Genomic DNA, 24,121 nt, shown 5'->3' with positions numbered 1-24,121 from the left:
CCTTCCGTTCGCATCTGGAACGCCCCCTTCACAGCCGCCACGGGGCGAGCTGGATCGAAAGATTGATCAGGAAGCGGACATCACCCTTGACCTTCTGCAGCACCGTATCGCGCAGCGGCACCGCCACCACGCCATCGACCCGCACCGCGTCGAACAGCGTGGCGCGGACGCCTGCGCCGGCCGAGAACAGCCGCTGCGGATTGGGCACGCCGGCTACCTTGTCGCGGTTCCAGATCCACGCCGCATCGAAGAAGGCATAGGGCTGGAACGCCGGCTTGCCGGGTTCCTTGGGAAATTGCGATCCGATCCGCAGTTCCGTGCGCAGCCCGATGCCGCTGTCGCCGATGGCCGCCCCCGGATCATACCCGCGCCCGACCGTGTAGTTGCCGCCGGAGAACTGTTCGTAGGACAGCAGGTTGTCGAACGCGTATTGCGCGCGCGGCGCCACCGCGATCGTGACATTGCGGACCGGGCGATAATCGAACTCGCCCGAAGCGCGGATCAGCGACCCTTCGGGATCGCCGCTGAACCGGCTGGGCGTGACCGCGCCGCAAGCCGCCAGCGACAGGCCGGCGCAGCTCTTCGTGGCGTCGAGGATCGACAGGCCGTGCCGCGCCTCGACCGACAGCCCCCAGTTCCAGTGCGGTTCATAGGGGGTGAAGCCATCGCGGCCGAGCAGGCTCTGGCGTGAAAGCCCGTTCAGGTCGAGCCGCACGAAGGCAACTCTCAGCCGGTCCTCGTTGAAGCGGATCGCACCGAAATCGACCTGCTGGTTGATCAGATCCAGCCCGCCCGAAGCCGACAGGTTGAACGCCTGCCGCCGCACGAACGGATAGCGCGCCTCCAGCGAGGCGACCAGCGTGCGCGAATGGAACTGGCTGGCCCCCACGGTGGTGGGATTGGTCCAGGCATAGGTGAAATCCCCGCGCAGCGTGAAGCCTTCGCCGCCCAGCCGCATCTCGTGCCCGATCTGCAGCACTTTCTGTTCGCGGAATTCGGGCGTGGCGAAGAAGCTGACTGTGGTGGTATCGCCAAGCCCCGTCAGCCCGTTGAACTGCGCGCGCAACAGGCCATTGAACCGGCCGACCGCCTTCGAGCCGAAATTCTGGACCGAGAAATCGGCATAGACCGGCGTGCGCCGGACCGAGACTTCGCCGATCACCTCGCCCGGCGCGCCATCCACCGGGCGCAGCGCCAGCCGCACGTCCAGCCCCGGCACGTCCTTGGCCAGCAACAGGTATCGTTCCGCCTGATAGGTGTTGAACACCGGCTCGGCAGTCAGCTTGTTGAGATAGCGCAGCAGCGCGCCTTCGGACGCACCCGCATCACCCTTGATCTGGATGCGCGAAAGATGCGCCAGCAGCACGTCCAGCCTGACGTTGCCATCGGTGATCTTCTGCGGCGGCACCTGCACCGCCGCCAGATAGCCGGCGCCGCGCAGCTTGGTGGCGGCGCGATCGCGGATGTCGCAAATGATCGAAACCGGCTGGTCGGTGCCGACATATTCGCGGTAGCTGTCGGACAGGTCCACGCCCGGGAGCTTGTCCATGCCCGCGAACGTCACGCTCGACAGCTTGAGGCGGATGCCGGCGAAATCGGGCGAAGACAGCGGACACGGCGCGCGCTCGACCGCCGACGTGTCGACCGCGACCGGCCCGCTCTTGTTCAGCGTGCCTTCGGCTACGCCACGTTCGATTTCCTCGCGCGTGGGCGGCTGCGCGCCGACGGGCGCGGGCGGCGGCACCGCCTGTGCCAGTGCCTGCCCGGCGGGAACGAGAAGCGCCGCGGCCAGCGCGGCCGACAGGACTCTGCCTCCGGCGGCAGGCCGGCGGAAAACAACGGAAACAGGCTCGCTCCCGAACGGGCGCGCTGCGACGTAATCGGGCATCCGATCCGTAACTCCATCAGGCGCGACCCTGTTATGATTATCGGTTGTCAAACAGTGGCGTGATCCGGCCTCGTGCCGCCCATGCCGTGGTTTTCAATGCAGGTGCAATCCCCTGCCTATCCTTGTGCAGCCCCGTCAAGCTGTTCGAGACTGGCGGCCAGCCAATCGAACTGGGCCTTGCACCCGTTGTCGAGCAGGAGCGTTCCCAGCGAGGCGGCGTCAGCCGGCACCGCTTCCGGGTCCAGCATCACCACCTCGAAGTCCACACCCTTGTTCGGATCGCCTTCTTCCGCAACCCGGTAACTGTGTCCGTCGAACAATTCCACCTGCGCCCGTGGCCAGGCGACCCCGGCCGTCCGGCTCGGCAGGGCGACCCGCACGGTACCGCCGCCAGCGCTTTCCCCCAGCCAGACAAACCGCCGGGCTTCGGACGCCTTGCGCCACAGATAAAGATCGCTGCCGCGCGGCAGACATACCCGCCCGCCCTGGTCGATATCGGCCAGCCAGATGCTGACCGGGATGGGTTCAGCTGCTTGCCCGCCTTCACCGCCCTGCGCCGGCAATCCACCGCGCACCGCGCCGGCACGCACCGACACCGGATTGCTGAGCGAGCGCGCCAGCAGCGCCGCCGAGCCGGCATCACGGCTGGCCAGCGTGTTCATCGCGAAACTGCCCGCCCCGCGCAACACCCGCGTTCCCGCGCGATCCAGCACGGTCACCACGTCGCCGGCGCGCAAGGTCACGGTCGCCCCGGCGGGCAGCCGCTTCCCCGGCGGATAGCTAACCGCCGAAGGACCGGTCGATCGCACCACCACCACCTGCGCCATCGCCATGCCGGACACCGAAAGCCCCAGCGCCAGCACAGTGGCCGCGATCGCGGATTTCAGCCTGCCTGTTTTCAGCCTGCCCATCGTGCCTGCCCCCTTCATCCGCCCGACGCCTGCGGTGCGGCGGAATTGGCGATGACGTCAAGTTGCGCGTTGCAGCCGTTGTCCGCAAACACCGATGCCACGGCCATGTCCTCGGATGGGACACTCGCCAGCAGTTTCAGCCGGATGTTCACGGTCGGGCCGACCGGGTTGCTGAAGGTATAGCTCTGCCCGTCCACCACCGGCACCGATGCCACCGGCCAAAGCTTCAGCGCGCTGCCGGCCTTCCAGGCGACGTCGGCCATCGAACCATCGGCGGAGAGCAGCTTGCCCGCGCCTTCGCTCGCGCGATTGGGTCGCCAGAGGACCAGCGCGGTCGGATCGGCCACGCAGAACGTGCCGCCCTTGCTGACATCGACATACCACACGCTATCGGGCGCGTTCGCTTCCGCGGTCGATGCCGCCAGCGGCGCGCCGCGCACCGCCCCCGTCCGCACACGGGCGCCGGGAGTCCGCACGGTCAGGCTGGCAAGCGCGCTGCCCGCCGTTTCGTCGCGGTTGATCGCGCCGTTGAGCGCGAAGGAACCAGGACCGGACAGCACCCGCGTGCCGGCCTTGTCGAGCACCGTGAGCCGGTCGCCAGCGCGCAGCGTGACGGTGGCGTTGGCGGGCAGCTTGCGCCCTTGCGGATATTCGGCGGCGGAAGGCCCGGTCGATCGCACGACGATCGCCTGGGCCAGCGCGGAACCGGCCGAAAACAGGCATCCCGCAGCCATCAGCCCCGCGACGACGGCCTTGCGCGTCTTCGTGTCAGCCAAGGACATAACTTTCTCCCTTATGCGTATGCTGCAATCTCTGGAGGAGATTGAGCACTGCATCGTCTGAATGCGCCATTTCCAGCAGCTTGTCTGTGAGTCCAAGCACACGGTCGCTGTCCCCGGCGTCGTGCGCGGTTATCAGATCGGCCACCGCCGCGCGTTCCGCCGCGGGCATGTCGGGCAGCGGTTCGAACACGTCGACCGGCGTGGCGCGACCGCGCAGCGTGATCGTTCCCATCGGGCGGAACCAGTCCAGCCCGGATCGCTCCATCGCCGCCCGGCTGACCAGAACAGTGGTGTCCAGCGGCTTGTTGGCGCCTTCCAGCCGCGCGGCGGTGTTCATGGCATCGCCCAGTGCGGTGTACTGGATGCGGCCTTCGCCGCCGAAGTTACCGACGATCGCCTCGCCATAATGCAGCCCCACGCGGGTGCGGCCGATCCGGGGCACGCCTTCGGGCACGTTCTTGCGAAATTCCTCGCCGGCCAGATACATCGCGTAGGCCGCGCGGACGGCGCGCTCGCCATCGTCGGGATAGGCGATCGGCGCGCCCCAGAACGCCACCACGGCATCGCCGACGAACTTGTCCAGCGTGCCACCATATTGCAGGACCACCGCGCTCAGACGGTCGAGATAATCGTTGAGCAGCCGGGCGATCACTTCGGGTTCGACCGCGTGGGTCAGTTTGGTGAACCCTTCGAGATCGCTGAACAGGCAGAATATCTCGCGCTTTTCGCCGTGCAGTGACAGCCGTTCGGGATTGCGCATGATTTCCGAAGCGACCGAGCGCGGCAGATACTTGCCCAGCGCCCCTTGCGCGAATTCACGCTGTGCGGCGTTGATGGCGCGCAGCGCCGCGCTGATCGCGGTATAGGCGATCAGCCAGCCAACGAGCCAGCCCATCGCGGGCATCCGCAGCGTATCCATCCCCGCCCGCTCGATCAGGAACGGCAGCCCCAGGAACAGGCCGAATTGCCCGATCACCGCCAGCGCCAGCAGCCAGGTGCGCGTGCGCACCGCCGCGGTCACCGCGCCGAGGCCCACCGCCAGCAGCGCCGCCAGCACCTTGATGGCCACCGGCGGCGGCAGCGTCAGCGCCTTGTCGAGCAGTTGCGCCAGCATGCTGGCATGGACTTCCACGCCGATCATGCGGGTTTCGCCGGTCACCGGGTTGCCGGTGCGGGTGAAGGGCGTGTCGAACTGGTCGAAGTCCGAGAAATCGCCACCGATCAGAATATAACGCCCCTTGATCGCATCGGCGACCAGCGGCGCGGTTTCCGGATCGGCCAGCAGGTCGATCGGGATCTTGTCGAACACCGGGCGATCGCTCGCCGTCGGGGACCGGAAACGGATCGGCCCCATGTACGTCGCAAAGCGCGGATCGGCATCCCCCGCCACATGCTGCGTCATCGCCACCGAAAGCAGCGGCGGCAGCCCCGGATACTGCATGGGCCACGCCCGCGCGACGCCATCGTTGTCGGTTTCCAGCAGGATGCTTGCCGGCTTCACGTTTGCGGTCTGCGCCGCCGAGATGAAGCGGCGCAGGTCCTGCTCCTGTTCATAGGTGATCGCGTCGCGATTGGTCCGGTTGTCGGCATAGGCCAGGAAGACCGGTGTCTTCATGCCTTTCAGCGTCGACTGGAGCAGTGGGTCATCATCCTGCGGCGAATCGAACAGGATGTCGATGCCCACGCCTTTCACCCCGATGCGGTCGATCTGGGCGAGCGCTTTGGCAAGGATGGTGCGATCGACCGGCGATATCTGACCCGTGGCGCGGTTGGTATCGGCGGTATAGACGACCATGGCGATGCGCTTGTCAGGGTCGACGCGCGGCGCGAAGTTGGCCGCCCGAATATCGTAGAGCGCGCTTTCCGCATCGCGCAGCAGCGGAATTTGCCAACTGAACAACGCCGCGAACAGCGCCGTCGCCAGCAGCAGCACCGCCACGGCCACACGCTGGCGGCCAAGCTGCGCCACGCCGCGCCGAAAGCGGCGGCCCCAGTCAGACACGTCCATCAAGGCCGATTTCGCCTCCGGCATCCGCTTACCGGACTCTTCCGGCGGCGGTTCCGGAACCGGCACCCGCCGGCGCCGCATCGCGCAGCAATGGCCGCGCCGCATCGCCGATCACCGCGAAGCCCGCCCAGTAATAAGGGTGCGAGGTATCGACATCGTCCATCAGCTTGCGCTGCGCTTTCAGCAGCGCCTCGCCCGAGCTTTCGCCCGGCACCGCCTCGAACAGCCCGCCGATCAGGCGGGTCGTGGCCATGAAGTCATCGGGGGCGGGCCAATGGCTGGCCAGCACGGCGCGTCCGCCGGCACCGATGAACGCGCGCACCAGCCCTTCCAGCGCCGATCCGCCGCCGGTCGCCAGGCCGGTTTCACGCGTTACGCTGATGTCGGCCTGCCCGGCCGTGTCGCAAGCGGACAGGATCACCAGATCGGCATCGAGCTTGAGATCGAAGATCTCCGAGAAGCTGAGCAAGCCATCGGAGCCGGCCGGACCGAACGAGGTCAGCAGCGCGGGCCGGGTCGGGCAATCGTCCCGCGGAGGTGTAACCAGCCCGTGCGTGGCGAAATGCAGGATACGGAAATCGGCCAGATCGCGCCGCGCCTTGATCGCGGTGTCGGAGAACGCCGCGCCGATCATCAGATCGGTGCCTTCGTTGCGCAGCACCTTCTGCGCGCTGACCAGTTCCTCCTGCGAAATCGGCCGGTTCCACGCGGCCAGCGGCCAGTCGCAGCCGCTGCGGTCCATCTCCGCCTCCATGCCGCGCATCCGCGCCACCTGGATGGCCCCTGCCCCGGACACCGTGGCATTGTGCCCCAGCCCGAGATAGGCCGAATGCGCCTTCGACAGCGGCTGTTTGCGCGACTCCATGAAGGACCGCGCCGAAACCGACGTGGACACGATACGGTCACGCCCAAGCCATGCCACCCCGCGCATGTCGAACGGATCGCCTGCGGGATTGTCCGCCTGCTTCTGATAGGCGGCGAGCGAGGCGTCATCGGTGATGAGCAGGTTCGCCGGCAGACTGAGCAGCGCCCCGTCCGGCTCGAAGATCAGGTGATGCACCGAGGCCATGTCGGCAGCGACAGGATCGAACAGCGCGCGATAGACGCCGCGTGCGTCCTTCACGTCGAACGGATTGGTCACGTACTGGCGGCCATCGAACTTGGAGATCGAATCGCGCATCCGCGCGACCGCCGCCTGGATCTCGCCGCCGGTCATGGGCACGCGATAGGCGACCGCCTTGTCCTTGGTGGCGAAGTACACGAACACGTCCGGCCCCAGCGCGGCCATCTTCACATAGGCTTCACCCGGTGCCAGCCCCGCCTTGAGCTCGGGTTCGGGAATGGCGCGCTGAGACACCACGCGATAGCGCGCGAACGCGGCAAGCTGGACGACGGTGGTCTGCTCCTGCGCCTCCAGATCCTGGATCATCTGCTGCGCCTGCGCGATTTCGTCCTTGCGGGACGCGGCGTCCTCCAGCCTCTGCAGCGCGGCGAACTGCATCCGCGCGCGTTCGATCGAGCGGCCAAGGCTGACCGACTGGCGGAACAGCCGCGCGGCATCGTCGCTGCCCGCCGACAGCTCGCGCGACAGCACCGCCTGGGTTTCGGCCACGCCGGGGCGGACAATGATCTGCGACGCGGCGAGGAAATCACCGCTCGCCGCCGGATCGGTGCCCATGCGCGCGACCAGCATGTCGAGATAGGGCGACATCTGGCGCGAGAGACCGGACAGGCCGTTGCGCCGCTCGATCGAGCGGGCCACGACATCATGATAAAGCTTCAGCGCCTCGTCCTGCTTGCCGTGGCGCGTTAGGAAGGCGGCGAGCCGGGCCTGCGTGACGGCCAGGCTGCGCGTATCGGGGTACTGGACGCCGACGATGTCCATCGCCCCGCGCAGCAACGCCTCGGCGGAGGCAAGCTTCCCCTCGCTCTCGTCGATCGCGGCCAGCTCGGTCATCATCTGCGAACGCATCCGCACGATCGAGACCACACGGCCATTGCGGATCGCGATAGCGCGCTCCAGCCCCTGCCGCAGCGCTTGCCGCGCATCGTCATTGCGCCCGAGCAGACGCAGCGCCGATCCCTTCAGGTGCAGAGCCTGCGCATCGAGAATCAGGGAGCGTTCGTCCTCGGTCAGCTTGAGGTCGTCGACCATGCCGATCGCGCTGGCAGAATTGTCGGAGGAATTCACCCGTCGCGCCACCGATGGCGTCAGTTCCATCCGCTCGCGCAGCGCGTCCGCGCCGGTCGCTCCGATCGTCCGCAAGGGCACGCCCAGCCGGTCGAGCGCTTCGGCGTATTTCTCGCGGTTGAGCAGGTGGATCGCTTCATAATTGCGGCGCAGGCGCTCGACCGCAGCGGTGCCTGCCGGCATGGCGTCAGCGCGCGTGAACAGCGCCTCCGCTTCGGCGAACTGGCCAAGGTTGGAGCGTTGCAGCGCCGCGTTCACGAGGAACTCGACACGATCGATCGGCACATCGCCTTGCGACGCCTGCCGCTGGTCCAGCGTTTCGAAATAGGCGGCAGCATCGGCATAGTCGCCCGAATTGTTCCGGCGATAGCCTTCGGCCAGGGCCGTGGCGGGATCGAGCGTGAGCGCCTGGATGCGGGCATAGGCTTCGGAATCGTCGATCGACGTCGTGGCGACCTCGATCGGTTCGTCCAGCGCCTTGTCCGCCATGATCGACCGGACCGCCAGTGAAAGCGCGCCGTGATACGCCGAGAAACCTTCTACGATATAGGTCACCTTGCCGCGATCGGCGCGCAGGACTTCGTAACCGAGTTCGGGCGAGCGCCAGCGGCAGTCCTCGCGCGACCAGGAAGCCGGCGCGGCCGGCAGGGCGCCCGTGCAATCGACCGAGGCGCGGCGCCGCTCCGCCAGCCGCACGGCGGGATCGCCCGCATTGTTCCGCAGCGCGAAGACATAGCCGACGGGCAGCGCCGAATCGCGGCACACGATCGCCCACGTCCGGTCGAACGCGCCGGCGTTGGCGCTATCCCCGGTGCGTGACTGTACCTGGCACAGCGCGCTTCCGCCGCCGCTTCCCAGCGGGAAGCTGTCCCTGAGCAACAAGGAGTCGCCCTGTGCCTGGGCCGTGCCGCCAGCAAACAGGCCGCAACCTGCCACGCCCAGCAACAGCGCCTTCAGCGCCGCCTTGACTCCGCGTGCGGCGCCAGTCGCCGCTCCTGCCGAATGATACCGCATATGCGCTCCCCATGGCCGGACGGCTGCCGCCGTCGCTCCACGCCAGATAAGCGCGACCCCGCTTTGTAATTATGCTTGCTGGCACACCATAGAAGGATTTCCCAGCCGGTGCCAACAGCCTCGCGTAGTAGCGGGCATAAAGACGGCGCGATTGTATGAACACGACGGACCGGAACGTTCCGGCGCGGCGTCCGTCAGAAACCCTCGAAGGTCAGGACTTCCGCGAGCGGCGCGCGCGGCACCGGGAACCGGTTGACGACAGCATCGGCATCGCCATGCCCGATGGCAAGGCCGCAGAAGAAGATGTGATCCTGCGGAATCGCCACGCATTCGCGAATCTGCCGCTGATAGACCGCCCAGGCCTCCTGCGCGCACGAATCGAGTCCTTCTTCGCGCAGCAGCAGCATCACCGTCTGCAACCACATGCCGATGTCCGACCACTGCGGCCGCCCCATCGTGCGCGGCGTGTGGATCAGCATCAGCACCGGCGCGCCGAACGCGCGGAAGTTGTCCATGAACTGCGTCAGCCGCCCGCGCTTGTCCTCGCGCGCGATGCCCAGCGCGGCATAGAGCGCCTCGCCCACGCCGAAACGGCGCGCTTCGTAGGGGCCGGACAGTTCCGGCGGATAGATATCGTATTCCGGGGCATGGGCCGCACGGCCTTGAGGGATCACCGCCGCCACATGCGCGAACAGGCGTTGCAGCGGCTCGCCGGTGAGCACCAGCGCGTTCCAGGGCTGCACGTTGCCGCCCGACGGCGCACGCTGCGCCTTTTCCAGCACGCGCTCCAGCACGGCCCGATCGACCGGATCGGGCAGGAACCGGCGGACAGATCGGCGAGTGGCGACGGCTTCGGATACGGTGCTGGCCGCGGAAGCGGGGCGTGATGGCGTGCTCATCGCATTTAACTGATCGATTAAAACAAGCGCGTCAATCGTCCTCGAACAGGTCGGCCAGTTGTTCGACCATCGTGCCGCCCAGCTGTTCGGCATCCATGATGGTCACCGCGCGGCGATAATAGCGCGTCACGTCATGGCCGATGCCGATGGCGACGAGCTGCACCGGCGACTGCTTTTCGATCCAGTCGATCACCTTGCGCAGATGCTGCTCGAGATAGCCCGCGCTGTTCACCGAAAGCGTCGAATCGTCGACCGGCGCGCCGTCCGAAATGACCATCAGCACGCGCCGGTCCTCGGGCCGTGCCAGCAGACGGGCATGCGCCCACAGCAGCGCTTCGCCGTCGATGTTTTCCTTGAGCAGCCCTTCGCGCATCATCAGGCCAAGGTTGCGCCGCGCCCGCCGCCACGGTTCATCAGCCTTCTTGTAAACAATGTGCCGCAAATCGTTGAGACGGCCGGGATTCGCCTGCCGTCCGGCGGCCAGCCATGCCTCGCGCGATTGCCCGCCCTTCCACGCGCGGGTGGTGAAGCCGAGAATCTCCGTCTTCACGCCGCAGCGCTCCAGCGTGCGCGCCATGATGTCCGCGCTGATCGCCGCGATCGAGATCGGGCGCCCGCGCATCGAGCCGGAATTGTCGATCAGCAGGGTGACGACGGTATCCTTGAACTCGACATCGCGCTCCACCTTGTAGGACAGCGACTGCCCCGGCGAGATCACGACGCGCGCCAGCCGCGCGGCATCGAGCAAGCCTTCTTCCTGGTCGAAATCCCACGAACGGTTCTGCTGGGCCATCAGCCGGCGCTGAAGCCGGTTGGCAAGCCGTGTGACGACGCCCTGCAACCCCTTGAGCTGGGTGTCGAGGTAGGCGCGCAGGCGGGTCAGTTCCTCCTCGTCGCACAGGTCCGTCGCGGAGACCACTTCGTCGTAGACGGTGGTGAAGGCCTTGTAGTCGAAATCATCGGGCAGGTCGGTCCACGGCCGGTTCGGGCGCGTCGGCAGCATGCCTTCCTCGCCCTCGTCGGCCATGTCGGCGTCGGCCGCGTCCTCGGGGCTTTCGATTTCCTGCTCGGTATCGGTTTCCTCGTCGCCCTCCGTCGTCTCGCCCGCCGCCTCGACCGGCTGGCTTTCGGCGTCGCTCTCTGAATTGTCCTGCTCGTCCTCGCGATCGTTTTCCTGATCCTCGCCCTCGTCCTCCTCGGTTTCGGGCTGGTCGGGATTGGCGGCCTGCGTCAGTTCGAGATGCTGGAGCATGTCCAGCGTGAGATGCTGGAACGCTTTCTGGTCTTCGAGCGCGGCGGCCAGCGCATCGAAGTCGCCGCCCACGCGCTGTTCGATCCAGCTGCGCACCATCGAGGTACCGAGCTGCGCGCTGGCGGGAATCGGCTGGCCGGTCAGCCGTTCGCGCAGCAACAGCGCGACCGCTGCCTGCAAGGGCACATCATCGGGCTTGGCCGCGCGCGCGATGGGATCGGACGCCATCCGCGTGGCCAGCGCGGCGTCCAGATTGTCGCGCATCCCGGCATAGCCGTCCGACCCCAGCGCCTCATACCGGACCTGCTCGACCGCGTCGTAGCACGCCCGCGCCACCGCCTCGTTCGGCGCGCCGCGCTGATGGAGCACGGGATCGTGATGGCGCAGCCGCAACGCCATGGCATCGGCGAAACCCCGCGCCTCGGCCACCTGCGCGGCGGGCAGCGATCGACCCGGCATAGGCAGGCGGAAATGCGCGCCGGACTGGCTGGGCGCATCCGCCGTCCACGCGACGTCCACTTCCGGATCGTCCGACACCACGCGGGCGGTGCCGGCAAGGACAGAGCGGAACTGATCGAGGGGCGTTTCTTCGGCCAAGGTCTTTGCGTTCTTTCAGTGGCCGCGCGCCCATCCCGGCAGGCGCGCGGCGTCATTTCCCGGTTCAGCCGATCTTCTGGCCGGTCTTTGCCCAGTCGGCAAGGAAGCCTTCGATGCCCTTGTCGGTCAGCACGTGCTTGAACAGGCCCTTGATGACCGCGGGCGGCGCGGTGATCACGTCCGCGCCGATCTTGGCGGATTCCAGCACATGCACGCCATGGCGGATCGAGGCGACGAGAATCTCGGTGGCGAAGGCGTAGTTGTCGTAGATCAGGCGGATATCGCGGATCAGTTCCATGCCGTCGAAGCCGTTATCGTCATGCCGGCCGACGAAGGGCGAGATGAAGCTCGCCCCGGCCTTGGCCGCAAGCAGGGCCTGGTTGGCCGAGAAGCACAGCGTGACGTTGACCATCGTGCCATCGCCGGTCAGCTTCTTGCAGGTCTTCAACCCGTCGATCGTCAGCGGCACCTTGATGCACACGTTGTCGGCGATCTTCCGCAGGATTTCCGCCTCGCGCATCATGCCATCGTGATCGAGCGCGACCACTTCGGCCGAGACCGGACCTTCGACAAGACCGCAGATTTCCTTCGTAACCTCTATGAAATCCCTGCCAGATTTGGCAATCAACGAAGGATTCGTGGTCACGCCGTCGAGCAGGCCGGTGGCGGCGAGGTCGGCGATTTCGGCGGTATCGGCAGTATCGACGAAGAACTTCATGGGTGTGGTCCTGACCGGAAAGTGATTCCCTCAGGCCTATAGCGCGTGGCGGGCGCAAGTGTATCCCCATGCCAGAGGCTGCGCCCCTTTGCCCGTGCACGATCCGCCCCATATAACCATCCACGCATGAACCGCGTCCGCTGCCTCGTCTTTAACGCCGCCCTCGGCCCGCTGGACTACCGCGTGCCCGATGGCATGGCGGTGGAGCCGGGCTCGGTGGTGGTCGCGCCGCTTGGCCCGCGCCAGATCGTCGGCGTGGTGTGGGAGGCAGAGCGGCTGCCCGGCACCGAGGTTCCCGATTCGAAGCTGCGGCCGCTTCTCGCCGTGCTGCCGGTGCCGCCCCTGCCCGCGCCGCTCCGCCGGCTGATCGAATGGTGCGCCGACTATTACCTCGCTCCGATCGCCTCGGTTGCGCGCATGGCGCTCTCGAGCACGGCAGCGCTGCGGGGCGGCGGCACCGTCACCGAATACCGCCTGACCGGGCGGGAACCGACTGGGCGGCTCACTCCGCAACGCGCGCAGGCGCTGGACCTGCTGATCGACCAGCAGGCGACGATCCGCGAACTGTCGGAGATCGCCGGCGTTTCCGACGGCGTCCTGCGCGGGATGGTCAATGCCGGGCTGCTCGAACCCGTGCTGGTGGACAGCGACCGCCCCTACCCCGCGCCCGATCCGCGCCATGCCGTGCCGGATCTTTCGGACCAGCAGCGCGAGGCGGCGGCCAAGTTCGTCGCGGCGGTGGAAGAGCATGCCTTCCGTCCGTTTCTGCTCGATGGCGTGACCGGTTCGGGCAAGACCGAAACCTATTTCGAAGCCATCGCCCGCGCGATCGGCAAGCGGCAGCAAGTGCTGGTGCTGCTGCCCGAAATCGCGCTGACCGAAAGTTTCCTCAAGCGCTTCGAGGCGCGCTTCGGCGCCGCGCCGGTGACCTGGCATTCCTCGCTCAAGTCCTCCGAGCGCCGCCGCGCCTGGCGCGCCATCGCGGGGGGTGACGCGCGCGTTGTGGTGGGCGCGCGCTCCGCTCTGTTCCTGCCCTTCGCGCGACTTGGCCTGATCGTCGTCGACGAGGCGCACGAAATCTCGTTCAAGCAGGACGATGGTGTGCGCTACAACGCGCGCGACGTGGCGGTGATGCGCGCCCGGTTCGAAAGCGTGCCGGTGATCCTCGCCAGCGCCACCCCCGCGCTCGAAAGCCTGCAGATGGCCGAAGCCGGCCGCTACGAGCGGGTGGTGCTGCCCGATCGATTCGGCGGAGCGTCGCTGCCCGATATCGCAGTGGTCGATCTGCGCGAACAGCAGCCGCCCCGCGGCCGCTGGCTGGCGCCTGCGCTGGTGGAAGCGCTGAAGGACCGGCTGGAAAAGGGCGAACAGTCGCTGCTGTTCCTCAACCGGCGCGGCTACGCCCCGCTCACGCTGTGCCGCAACTGCGGCTATCGCTTCCAGTGCCCGAACTGTTCCGCCTGGCTGGTAGAGCACCGCCTGTCGCGCCGGCTGGCCTGCCACCACTGCGGACACGAAGTGCCGACGCCCGACAAATGCCCCGAATGCGGCGAGCCGGACTGCCTTGTCGCCTGCGGGCCGGGCGTGGAACGGATCGCCGACGAGGTGGCGGAAATTCTTCCCGAGGCGCGGGTTGCACTGGTAACTTCAGACACGTTGACAAGTCCTGCCAAGGCCGCCGAATTCGTGGAGCAGGCATCGAACAAGGCGATCGACGTGATCGTCGGCACGCAGCTCGTGACCAAGGGCTATCACTTCCCCGACCTGACGCTGGTTGGGGTGATCGATGCCGACATGGGCCTGGAAGGCGGTGATCTGCGCGCGGCGGAGCGCACCTATCAGCAGATCGCGCAAGTTGCCGGGCGGGCCGGGCGCGGCGAGAAGCCGGGCGAAGTCCTGATCCAGACCCGCCATCCCGAAGCGCCAGTGATCGAGGCACTGGCCAGCGGCGACCGCGACGCTTTCTACGCCGCCGAGACCGAAGCGCGCCGCGACGCCGGCGCGCCCCCGTTCGGGCGCTGGGCGGCGATCATCGTCTCGAGCGAGGAGGAGGCCGAAGCGCGCGAGGCGGCGCGCGCGATCGGCGGCACCCGTCCGGAACTGCCCGACATGATGATCCTTGGCCCCGCCCCGGCCCCGCTTTCGCTGCTGCGCGGACGCTATCGCTACCGCCTGCTTGTCAACGCGCGCCGCTCCACCGAACTCCAGCGCGTGATCCGTGCCTGGCTGGACCCGTTGCGCTTCCCGCAAGGCGTGCGCGTGGCCGTGGACATCGATCCTTACAGCTTCGTCTAAATCCGATCGAAAAGCCCGTTGCAAACGGCTGAAACCTTGTGAAACTTGCCGCGATCTTGGGCGGGGGAAACAAGGCGAATGCGCATTGGGATCACAAGGTTGGCGGTTTTGGCGTCCGCCGGACTGCTGCTAATGGGAACAGTGCCTTCGCACGCGGCGGCCTGGTATCGCGCCCGTACCGCGCATTTCGTGATGTACAGCGAAGGCGATCCCAAGGCGCTGCGGATGCTCGCGCAAAAGGCGCAGAAGTTCGAAACGGTTCTCAACGATCGCTACAAGGCGATATTCGACCCCGATACCCCGCCGATCGACATATACATCCTGCGCTCGCAGGAAAACGTCGCCAAGCTGATGGGAGGCTCCAAGACCACCGCGGGTTTCTACAAGCCGGACACCGAGGGCAGCATCATCCTCTCCAACCGGGAAGGCGCCAGCAACGAACTGGATCTGGACCGGGACTCCACGCTTTTCCACGAATACACGCACTATTTCATGCTGCATAACTTCGTCAGTGCCTATCCCGCGTGGTTCACCGAAGGCTTTGCCGAACTGCTGGCGACCGTGGAGTTTCCGGCCAAGGGCGGATACGAAATCGGCCGCCCGCCGAAGTACCGCGCCTACGGACTGTTCATGAGCACACCGGTGCCGATCACGGCGATTCTGGGCGAATCGTCGTTCAGCGGCAACGCTGAACAGCTGGACTTCCGCTATGGCCGGTCGTGGCTGCTGACCCACATGCTGGTGGTCGGCACGAAGCGTAAAGGCCAGATGGATGCCTACCTGAACCTGGTCAACACCGGAACGGCGCTCTCCGAGGCCGCGCAGCAGGCGTTTGGCGATCTGGCCCAGCTGGACAAGGATCTCGACAAGTACCGGTCGGGGCGGCTGACCTACTACAGGTTCGATATGCCCGCTTCGGACGCCCCCGAACCGGCCATCGAGCAACTGGACGCGGTGGAAACGCAGCTCATCCCCTATCGCCTCATGCGCCGGGCCGGCGACGATGCCGCTTCGGCGGTCGAACCACTGGCCCTGATCGCGCAGGCCAACCCCACTTCCGCGTCGGCTTGGTTCGAATTCGCCCGCGCCGCCACCGTTACCGCGAACGAAGCTTCGGACAGCAGTGCCAAGGCGGCTCTGCGGCAACGCGCCGCCGACGCACTGGATCGCGTGCTCGCGCTCGATCCAGTGCATGTTCGCGCTCTGCTCTACAAGGCCGAGGCGCAGGCCGAACATCTGCACTTCATCGGCAATAACGATCCCGCGCGCTGGAAGGAAGTCGGCACGCTGCTGCGCAGGGCGAACGCGGGCAATCCCAACGATCCGCTCGTGCTGTATCAATGGTACAGGAATTTCGGGTTGCGCCGCGAGGCACCTCCGCAGAATGCTCGGGACGCGCTGGCTCGTGCATTCCAGCTTGCGCCCGACGTGACGGATATCCGCGTCGCCTATGCCTTTGATCTTGCCCGGCATGACGATTTCACCAACGCGCTGGCGGTGGTCCGGCCCATCGCTTTCGACCCGCACAACGCCCAGGCGGGAATCTCCGTGCTCCTATCGTTGCGGGAAATGCAGAAGCACCGGGATCAGGAGAAGAAGGACGGCAAGGCCTCGGTCAACGCGGCGCACTGAAATAGCGCCTGTCATCCGCTTCCTTGCCGGGCCGGACTGCTGCTTTCCCGCCCGGAATCAAGCGCTTTCGCGTTCCAGCAGCGCGCGCTTGATGTCGAGGCCATAGGCATAGCCCCCCAGCGTGCCGTCCGAACGAATCACCCGGTGGCACGGGATCAGCACGGCGATGTTGTTCGCGCCGTTGGCGGACCCGGCCGCTCGCACGGCGGAGGGCTTGCCCACCGCGGCGGCGACTTCGGCGTAACTGCGCGTTTCACCCGGCGGAATGCGGCGCAGTTCGCGCCACACCGCCTGCTGGAACGCGGTGCCATCCACATCGAGCGGCAGGTCCGGCATTTCCGCCGGATTGTCGCAGGCGACGATGGCCGCTTCGCGCAGGGCCGCCACGTATTCGCCGCCGCGCACCAGCGTGGCATGGGGAAAGCGGGCGCGCAGATCAGCCTCGTCCTCGTTGAACGAAAGCCGGCAGATTCCCCGCGCGGTTGCCGCCAGCAGCATGGGCGCAAGGCTCGTCTCCGCGATGTCCCAGTGAATCTCGACGTTCGCGCCGCCGTTGCGCCAGGCCGATGGAGTCATCCCCAATTCCTTTCCGGTTTCCTCATAGAAGCGGCTGGGCGCGGAATAGCCCGCCGCATAGACCGCCTCGGTGACGTTGCCCGCCGTCTCCAACGCCTGCCTCGCCCGTTCGGCCCGCCGCTCGCGCGCATAGCGGGCAGGCGAAAGGCCGGTTTCGCGCTTGAACAGCCGCTGGAAATGGTGCGGCGCATAGCCGACCAGCGCCGCCAGTTCCTCAAGCCTGGGCGCGTTTTCCTCCTGCAACAGCGCCACCGCCCGTTCGACCGCGATGCGATCGCGGCCGACCTCGTCAGGCAGGCAGCGCCGGCAGGCCCGGAAGCCCGCTGCCCGCGCCGCCTGGCCATCGGGATAGAACACCACGTTCTCGCGCCGGGGACGCCGCGCCGGGCAGCTCGGCTTGCAGTAGATACCGGTAGTCAGCACCGCGCCAACGAACCGCCCGTCCAGGCTGCGGTCCCGCCGCTCGAACGCGCCATAGGCCCAGTCGAAATCGATGCCGGAGCCGCTTCCGGCGGCCCCGTAAGGCGTGCTGTCGATCAGGGCTTCGGGCGATGTCATGGCCCCCTTCTATCGCCATCGCATGGCAGCCGCTTCCCGAAACTTGCGGTCAAAGCAAAACGGCGCGAGAACGCTCGGCTATGCCGAGTATCCGCCGCACCGCCCGCGTCATCGCCCTTCTGCTCCTTGCCTTTATCGCCATTCCGGCGCCGGCGCTGGCCGATCCCGCCGACATCGCCGCGGCGAGCCGGAGCGTGGTCCGCGTGGTCATCATCCAGAACGATGGCAGCAACGCCCAGCTCATCACGCACGGCAGCGGCTTTGTCATCGCGCCCGATCTGGTGGTGACCAACGCGCATGTCGTCGAGCAGCTGCGCCAGGACGATTCGCTGATCGTGGGTGTGGTGCCCGCCGAAGGGCGCAGCGGCTATCAGGCACGCCTTGTCGCCTATTCGCCCCGCAACGATCTGGCGCTGCTGAAAATCGACGGCAAGGCCGCGCTTTCGCCCGTCACCCTGTTTTCGGGCGCTCCGGCGGACAGCGCCGAAGTCTATGCCGTCGGCTATCCGGGCAACGTCGATCTGGCGCAGGGCCTGTCGATGGCCGATCTGGTGACGCCGCAGGCCCCCGTGAAAGCACGCGGTTACGTTTCGGCCGGGCGCACGTCCAAATCGTTCGACACGCTGTTGCACACAGCCCCCATCGGCGCGGGCAATTCGGGCGGACCGCTGTTCGATTCGTGCGGGCGCGTGCTGGGCGTGAACAGTTTCGGCACCGTCAGCGACAACAGTACCGATTCGGCGTTCTATTTCGCCATTTCGATGCGCGAACTGGCCGCATTTCTCAGGCAGGCCAAGGTGGAAGCCCACGTCAGCGGGCTCCCCTGCACCTCGATCGCCGACCTCGACCGCGCCGAAAGCGAACGCGCCGCCAGCGATCAGGCCCGCCAGGCCGCCGATGCCGAAGCGAAGAGCGCCACCAAGGCGAAAGCGCTGGAAAAAGCGCGTCGCGATGCGGAAATCGCGGTTCTTTCGGAACGCGACAACGGCATGGCGCTGGCGGCCTTGCTGCTGGTGGCGGCGCTGCTGGCCGGCGGCAGTGCCTTGCTGTTCGCGCAGCGCGACGAGGCACGCAACGTCCGGATCGCGGGCGGCGCCGGGGGCGTGCTGCTGCTGGCCGCGATCGTGACCTGGCTGGTGCGCCCCTCGCTCGAATCGATCGAGACGCGCGCGGAGGACATCCTCGCCACCGCCAGCCCGACGCCCGGCGCCACGCCATCGGGCGGGGCAACCGACGGCACCGGGCGCCTGGTCTGCGTGATCGACACCCAGCGCAGCCGCGTCACCGTTTCGGACATCACCGACGTGCCGCTGGCATGGAGCGCGGACGGCTGCGTCAACGGCCGGGCGCAATATGGGCTGGCCCAGGACGGCTGGACGCGAATCCTCGTTCCGGACAGCGAGGAGACGATTTCGGTCAACCGTTACGACCCGGCGACGCGGACCTACATTGTCGAGCGGTTCCTGATGAGCCTTGATGACATGAACAAGGCGCGTGCCGAACGGAAGAAAATCGTAGCCCCGGCGTGCGGCGCCCCGACCGACGCCGCGCGCCGCTTTGGCGAGGCGCAGCAGGCGATCAAGGCGCTGCTTCCGGCCGAACCGAACGAGCGGATGCGCTACAACTGCCAGCCACAGCCCTGAGAGTCCGTTTCAAAGCCGGCCGGCGCGATACGATCCGTAACGAATACGATTGCGCGACCTAGGTCGAAGGCGCGAAACTCGCATCTTGTAATACGACGGTTACGTTGCTAGGCGCGCCCCGTCTGCGGGCTACCACGTGTTAAAGCGTGTGCGTGGCCCAATCGGCTTATCCGAATGAAGGGGGACCTGAGCGCGTGGAAGTTTCCAGCGGCATTACGGCCAGTCTGCAAGGGCGTTACGCATCGGCGCTCTATGATCTGGCGCGCGAGCAGGACGCCGTTTCCACCGTGGAAGGCGATCTCGAAAAGCTGTCTGCCGCGATCCGCGAATCGGCTGATCTGGCCGCGCTGATCCGCAACCCGCAAGTCAGCCGCGAAGCCGCCGGCAAGGTCGTCGAGGGAATCGCCAGCCTGCTGGATCTGGCGCCGCTGACGAAGAACTTCCTGGGCGTGCTGGCCGGCAACCGACGCCTGTCCGCCCTGCCCGACGTGGTGCGCGCCTTCTCGGCGATCGCCGCCGCCGCGCGCGGCGAGGTGACGGCCGAAGTGACCACGGCGCACCCGCTCGACGCCGCGCAGCTTGCCGACCTTTCGGCCAAGCTCAAGGAACGCGAAGGGCGCGACGTGAAGGTGAAAGCCAGCGTCGATCCCGAAATTCTGGGCGGTCTTGTCGTGCGCATCGGCAGCACGATGATCGACAGCTCCATCCGTACCCGTCTCAATTCTCTCGCCCAGGCGATGAAGGGCTGAAAAGCCCCACAGGTTCTACGAAAGGCTGAACATGGAAATCCGCGCCGCTGAAATCTCGAAGGTCATCAAGGACCAGATCGCCAGCTTCGGCACCGAGGCCCAGGTCTCGGAAGTCGGCTCCGTGCTGTCCGTGGGTGACGGCATCGCCCGCATTCACGGGCTGGACAAGGTCCAGGCCGGTGAAATGGTGGAATTCACCAACGGCGTGAAGGGCATGGCGCTCAACCTCGAAGCCGATAACGTCGGCGTCGTGATCTTCGGCTCGGACGCCGAGATCAAGGAAGGCGATACCGTCAAGCGCACCGGCACGATCGTGGACGTGCCCGTGGGCAAGGGCCTGCTGGGCCGCGTGGTCGACGCGCTGGGCAACCCGATCGACGGCAAGGGCCCGATCGAGGCCGCCAGCCGCCAGCGCGTGGAAGTCAAGGCGCCGGGCATCATCCCGCGCAAGTCGGTGCACGAACCCGTGCAGACCGGCCTCAAGGCGATCGACGCCCTCGTTCCCGTCGGCCGTGGCCAGCGCGAGCTGATCATCGGTGACCGCCAGACCGGCAAGACCGCCGTCGCCATCGACACCTTCATCAACCAGAAGGCCGTCAACGCCGGCACCGACGAAGGCAAGAAGCTCTACTGCATCTACGTCGCCGTCGGCCAGAAGCGCTCGACCGTCGCCCAGATCGTCCGCCAGCTCGAAGAGAACGGCGCGATGGAATATTCCATCGTCATCGCCGCCACCGCTTCGGAACCGGCACCGCTCCAGTACCTCGCGCCCTACACCGGCGCGACGATGGGCGAGTTCTTCCGCGACAACGGTATGCACGCCGTGATCGTGTACGACGACCTTTCCAAGCAGGCCGTCGCCTATCGTCAGATGTCGCTGCTGCTCCGCCGCCCGCCGGGCCGTGAAGCCTATCCGGGCGACGTGTTCTATCTCCACAGCCGCCTGCTCGAGCGCGCCGCGAAGATGAACGACGAGAACGGCGCAGGCTCGCTGACCGCGCTGCCGATCATCGAAACCCAGGCGGGCGACGTTTCGGCCTACATTCCGACCAACGTGATCTCGATCACCGACGGCCAGATCTTCCTTGAAACCGGCCTGTTCTACCAGGGCATCCGTCCGGCCATCAACGTCGGTCTCTCGGTGTCGCGCGTCGGTTCGTCGGCGCAGACCAAGGCGATGAAGAAGGTGGCCGGCTCGATCAAGCTGGAGCTCGCGCAGTACCGCGAAATGGCTGCCTTCGCGCAGTTCGGTTCGGACCTCGATGCTTCGACCCAGAAGCTGCTCAACCGCGGCGCGCGCCTGACCGAGCTGCTCAAGCAGCCGCAGTTCTCGCCGCTGGGCTTCGAAGAACAGACATGCGTGATCTTCGCCGGTACGCAGGGCTACCTCGATGCCGTGCCGACCAGCCGCGTGACCGAGTACGAAGCCGAGCTGCTCAGCTTCCTGCGCACGAGCCATGCCGACCTGCTCGGCCTGATCCGCGACACCAAGGACCTGGGCGACGAAGCCAAGGGCAAGCTGGTCGCCGCGCTCGACGCGTTCGCCAAGCAGTTCGCGTAACACACGTCATCCCGGCGCAAGCCGGGATCTCGTGCCGCCAGGTACGGCCTAGTGGATAGGGACCCCAGCGTTCGCCGGGGTGACGAATTGGAGAAAATTGAGTGGCTTCGCTGAAGGAACTCAAAGGCCGGATCAACTCGGTCAAGTCGACCCAGAAGATCACCAAGGCCAAGCAGATGGTCGCGGCGGCCAAGCTGCGCAAGGCGCAGGCGGCGGCCGAGGCCGCGCGCCCCTATGCCAGTCGCCTGGCCGAAGTCATGGGCAGCCTTGCCGCCAAGGTCGCCGGGCAGGACAACGGGCCGCTGCTGATGCGCGGCACCGGTTCCGACCAGCGCCATCTGCTTGTGGTGGTCAACACCGACAAGGGCCTGTGCGGCGGCCTCAATTCGAACATCGTCAAGGAAGCCAAGGCCCAGGCGCGCGCGCTGATCGCCGCCGGCAAGACCGTGACCTTCTACCTCGTCGGCAAGAAGGGCCGCGCCCCGCTGCGCCGCGATTATCCCAAGGCGATCGTCGAGAACTTCGACACCAGCACGGTGCGCACGCCCGGCTTCGACGAAGCCAGCGCGATCGCGCACCAGATCCTCGCCATGTTCGAAGCGGGCAAGTTCGACGTCGCCCACCTCGTGGCGCCGAAGTTCAAGTCGGCGCTGGCGCAGGACCCCGTGACCACGCAGATCATCCCGGTTCCCGCCCCCACCGCCGCCGCCTCGGCTGATGCGGTGGTGGAGTACGAACCGGGCGAGGAGGAAATCCTCGAGGAACTGCTGCCGCGCTACGTCACCACGCAGGTGTTCGGCGCGCTGCTGGAACGCGAAGCGTCCGAACAGGGCGCGTCGATGACCGCGATGGACAACGCCACGCGTAACGCCGGCGAGCTGATCAACAAGTTGACCATTCAGTACAACCGCAGCCGCCAGGCCGCGATCACCACCGAACTCATCGAAATCATCGCGGGCGCGGAAGCGCTCTGACGATCGGGACAGAAGGCAAGGAAAGAACCATGGCCACCGCAGTAGCGACCTCCACCGGCAAGATCAGCCAGGTCATCGGCGCCGTCGTCGACGTGAGCTTCGATGGCGAGCTGCCGGCGATCCTCTCCGCGCTCGAAACCGACAACAACGGCAACCGCCTCGTTCTCGAAGTGGCGCAGCACCTGGGCGAAAACACCGTCCGCACCATCGCGATGGACTCGACCGACGGTCTGACCCGCGGCCAGCCGGTGAGCAACACCGGTGCGCAGATCTCGGTGCCGGTCGGCCCCAAGACGCTGGGCCGCATCATGAACGTGATCGGCGAACCGATCGACGAACGCGGCCCCGTGGGCGCGGACCAGACCGCCCCGATCCACGCCAAGGCTCCGGAATTCATCGACCAGTCGACCGAAGCCGCGATCCTCGTCACCGGCATCAAGGTGATCGACCTGCTCGCCCCCTATGCGCGCGGCGGCAAGATCGGCCTGTTCGGCGGCGCCGGCGTGGGCAAGACCGTGCTGATCCAGGAACTGATCAACAACATCGCCAAGGGCCACGGCGGCGTCTCGGTGTTCGCGGGCGTGGGCGAACGCACCCGTGAAGGCAACGACCTCTACCACGAGTTCCTCGACGCCGGCGTTATCGCCAAGGACGCCGACGGCAACCCGACGCCGGACGGCTCGAAGGTCGCCCTCGTGTTCGGTCAGATGAACGAGCCCCCGGGCGCCCGCGCCCGCGTCGCGCTTTCGGGCCTGACCATGGCCGAATACTTCCGCGACCAGGAAGGCCAGGACGTGCTGTTCTTCGTCGACAACATCTTCCGCTTCACCCAGGCGGGTTCGGAAGTGTCGGCGCTGCTCGGCCGTATTCCTTCGGCCGTGGGCTACCAGCCAACGCTTGCCACGGACATGGGCCAGCTGCAGGAACGCATCACCTCGACCACCAAGGGTTCGATCACTTCGGTTCAGGCCATCTACGTTCCCGCGGACGACCTTACCGACCCGGCGCCGGCCGCCTCGTTCGCGCACCTTGACGCGACGACCACGCTGAACCGCGCGATCTCGGAACTCGGCATCTACCCGGCGGTCGACCCGCTCGACTCGACCTCGCGCGTGCTGACGCCCGCCGTTGTCGGCCAGGAGCACTACGACACCGCGCGCCGCGTTCAGGAAACGTTGCAGAAGTACAAGTCGCTGCAGGACATCATCGCGATCCTGGGCATGGACGAGCTTTCGGAAGAGGATAAGCTCACCGTCGCCCGCGCCCGCAAGATCCAGCGCTTCCTCAGCCAGCCGTTCCACGTCGCCGAAGTGTTCACCGGCATCAGCGGCAAGTTCGTGCAGGTCGAAGACACCGTGCGTTCGTTCAAGGCTGTCGTGGACGGCGAATACGACCACCTGCCCGAAGCCGCGTTCTACATGGTCGGCGGCATCGACGAAGCGGTCGCCAAGGCCAAGAAGCTGGCCGAAGAGGCCTGATGCTCCGGTAAGCCCCTCCCGCCTGCGGGAGGGGTTTGGGGTGGGCAAGTGCCGCACCCCTGCCCACCCCCGGCCCCTCCCGCAAGCGTGAGGGGAGAAGAGGTTCAAGATGCTGCACTTCGAACTCGTCACCCCGGCCCGCCTCGTCCGCTCGGAACAGGTCTACATGGTCGTCGTCCCCGGCACGGACGGGGAATTCGGTGTGCTGGAAGGCCACGCGCCGTTCATGTCCACGGTCAAGGACGGCACGATCAAGCTCTACAAGAGCCAAGGCGTCGCGCCGGAGGAAATCCAGGTCCAGGGCGGCTTCGCCGAAGTCAGCGCCAAGGGGCTGACCGTGCTGGCGGAGCACGTCGAGGGCTGACGCCTCTCTCGCTTGCCGGGCTCGGACCCAT

The 24,121-nt window shown here is 66.8% G+C and carries 17 protein-coding genes; 8 read left to right on the top strand and 9 right to left on the bottom strand.

Going from position 1 to position 24,121, the window contains the following annotated elements:
- Positions 1-28 precede the first annotated feature (28 nt).
- The 8 genes from NMD1_RS12580 to fsa all read right to left on the bottom strand — a co-directional run bounded on the left by NMD1_RS12580 (position 29) and on the right by fsa (position 12,260).
- Positions 29-1,888, bottom strand: a complete 1,860-nt coding sequence (locus NMD1_RS12580; protein ID WP_125955013.1) for a ShlB/FhaC/HecB family hemolysin secretion/activation protein — start codon at positions 1,886-1,888, stop codon at positions 29-31.
- A 116-nt stretch (positions 1,889-2,004) separates the two neighbouring features.
- Positions 2,005-2,799, bottom strand: coding sequence for a hypothetical protein (locus NMD1_RS12575; protein WP_125955012.1), 795 nt, complete (start codon positions 2,797-2,799; stop codon positions 2,005-2,007).
- A 14-nt stretch (positions 2,800-2,813) separates the two neighbouring features.
- Positions 2,814-3,575 (bottom strand): hypothetical protein, encoded by a 762-nt coding sequence (locus NMD1_RS12570; RefSeq protein ID WP_125955011.1) that lies wholly within the window; start codon positions 3,573-3,575, stop codon positions 2,814-2,816.
- Positions 3,568-5,589: an adenylate/guanylate cyclase domain-containing protein gene (locus NMD1_RS12565; RefSeq protein ID WP_124808057.1), complete on the bottom strand. Its 2,022-nt coding sequence runs from the start codon at positions 5,587-5,589 to the stop codon at positions 3,568-3,570. Before NMD1_RS12565 ends, NMD1_RS12570 begins: the two co-directional genes overlap by 8 nt.
- Positions 5,590-5,617: 28 nt before the next feature.
- Positions 5,618-8,794, bottom strand: a complete 3,177-nt coding sequence (locus tag NMD1_RS12560; RefSeq protein ID WP_125955010.1) for a CHAT domain-containing tetratricopeptide repeat protein — start codon at positions 8,792-8,794, stop codon at positions 5,618-5,620.
- A gap of 194 nt (positions 8,795-8,988) precedes the next feature.
- A complete protein-coding gene (locus NMD1_RS12555) occupies positions 8,989-9,693 on the bottom strand; it encodes a nitroreductase (protein ID WP_125955009.1) in 705 nt (234 codons plus the stop codon).
- Between the two features lie 31 nt (positions 9,694-9,724).
- A complete protein-coding gene (gene cobT / locus NMD1_RS12550) occupies positions 9,725-11,542 on the bottom strand; it encodes a cobaltochelatase subunit CobT (protein ID WP_125955008.1) in 1,818 nt (605 codons plus the stop codon).
- Positions 11,543-11,606: 64 nt separating this feature from the next.
- Complete coding sequence (gene fsa / locus NMD1_RS12545; protein ID WP_125955007.1) at positions 11,607-12,260, bottom strand: fructose-6-phosphate aldolase; 654 nt, start codon at positions 12,258-12,260, stop codon at positions 11,607-11,609.
- Between the two features lie 126 nt (positions 12,261-12,386).
- On the opposite strand from fsa, the gene NMD1_RS12540 reads away from it, so the two are divergent.
- Both NMD1_RS12540 and NMD1_RS12535 read left to right on the top strand, forming a co-directional pair.
- Positions 12,387-14,555 (top strand): primosomal protein N', encoded by a 2,169-nt coding sequence (locus NMD1_RS12540; protein ID WP_125955006.1) that lies wholly within the window; start codon positions 12,387-12,389, stop codon positions 14,553-14,555.
- A gap of 132 nt (positions 14,556-14,687) precedes the next feature.
- Positions 14,688-16,187, top strand: a complete 1,500-nt coding sequence (locus NMD1_RS12535; protein WP_125955005.1) for a hypothetical protein — start codon at positions 14,688-14,690, stop codon at positions 16,185-16,187.
- Between the two features lie 57 nt (positions 16,188-16,244).
- Here NMD1_RS12535 and NMD1_RS12530 read toward each other — a convergent pair whose 3' ends face one another.
- Entirely contained in the window at positions 16,245-17,321 is a 1,077-nt protein-coding gene (locus NMD1_RS12530; RefSeq protein WP_125955004.1) for a bifunctional transcriptional activator/DNA repair enzyme AdaA, read from the bottom strand.
- 80 nt (positions 17,322-17,401) lie between these two features.
- Here NMD1_RS12530 and NMD1_RS12525 point away from each other — a divergent pair, with 80 nt between their 5' ends.
- The 6 genes from NMD1_RS12525 (at position 17,402) to NMD1_RS12500 (ending at position 24,090) form a co-directional block, all read left to right on the top strand.
- The gene (locus NMD1_RS12525) at positions 17,402-18,964 is read left to right on the top strand and encodes a S1C family serine protease (protein ID WP_233497586.1); all 1,563 of its coding nucleotides are present in this window, start codon (positions 17,402-17,404) and stop codon (positions 18,962-18,964) included.
- A 194-nt stretch (positions 18,965-19,158) separates the two neighbouring features.
- Positions 19,159-19,713: a F0F1 ATP synthase subunit delta gene (locus NMD1_RS12520; RefSeq protein ID WP_124808002.1), complete on the top strand. Its 555-nt coding sequence runs from the start codon at positions 19,159-19,161 to the stop codon at positions 19,711-19,713.
- A gap of 31 nt (positions 19,714-19,744) precedes the next feature.
- Positions 19,745-21,274 (top strand): F0F1 ATP synthase subunit alpha, encoded by a 1,530-nt coding sequence (gene atpA, locus NMD1_RS12515; RefSeq protein WP_124808003.1) that lies wholly within the window; start codon positions 19,745-19,747, stop codon positions 21,272-21,274.
- Positions 21,275-21,375: 101 nt separating this feature from the next.
- Positions 21,376-22,248 (top strand): F0F1 ATP synthase subunit gamma, encoded by an 873-nt coding sequence (locus NMD1_RS12510; RefSeq protein ID WP_125955002.1) that lies wholly within the window; start codon positions 21,376-21,378, stop codon positions 22,246-22,248.
- Positions 22,249-22,277: 29 nt separating this feature from the next.
- The gene (atpD, locus tag NMD1_RS12505; RefSeq protein WP_124808005.1) at positions 22,278-23,726 is read left to right on the top strand and encodes a F0F1 ATP synthase subunit beta; all 1,449 of its coding nucleotides are present in this window, start codon (positions 22,278-22,280) and stop codon (positions 23,724-23,726) included.
- A gap of 109 nt (positions 23,727-23,835) precedes the next feature.
- Positions 23,836-24,090 (top strand): ATP synthase F1 subunit epsilon, encoded by a 255-nt coding sequence (locus NMD1_RS12500; RefSeq protein WP_125955001.1) that lies wholly within the window; start codon positions 23,836-23,838, stop codon positions 24,088-24,090.
- The last annotated feature ends 31 nt before the right edge of the window (positions 24,091-24,121 follow it).

Origin of the sequence: Novosphingobium sp. MD-1, assembly GCF_001014975.1 — a bacterium.
In the GTDB taxonomy this organism is placed as follows: Bacteria; Pseudomonadota; Alphaproteobacteria; order Sphingomonadales; family Sphingomonadaceae; genus Novosphingobium.
Note: the sequence above shows the minus strand (reverse complement) of the source record. Positions and strands in the feature narration are given on the sequence as shown.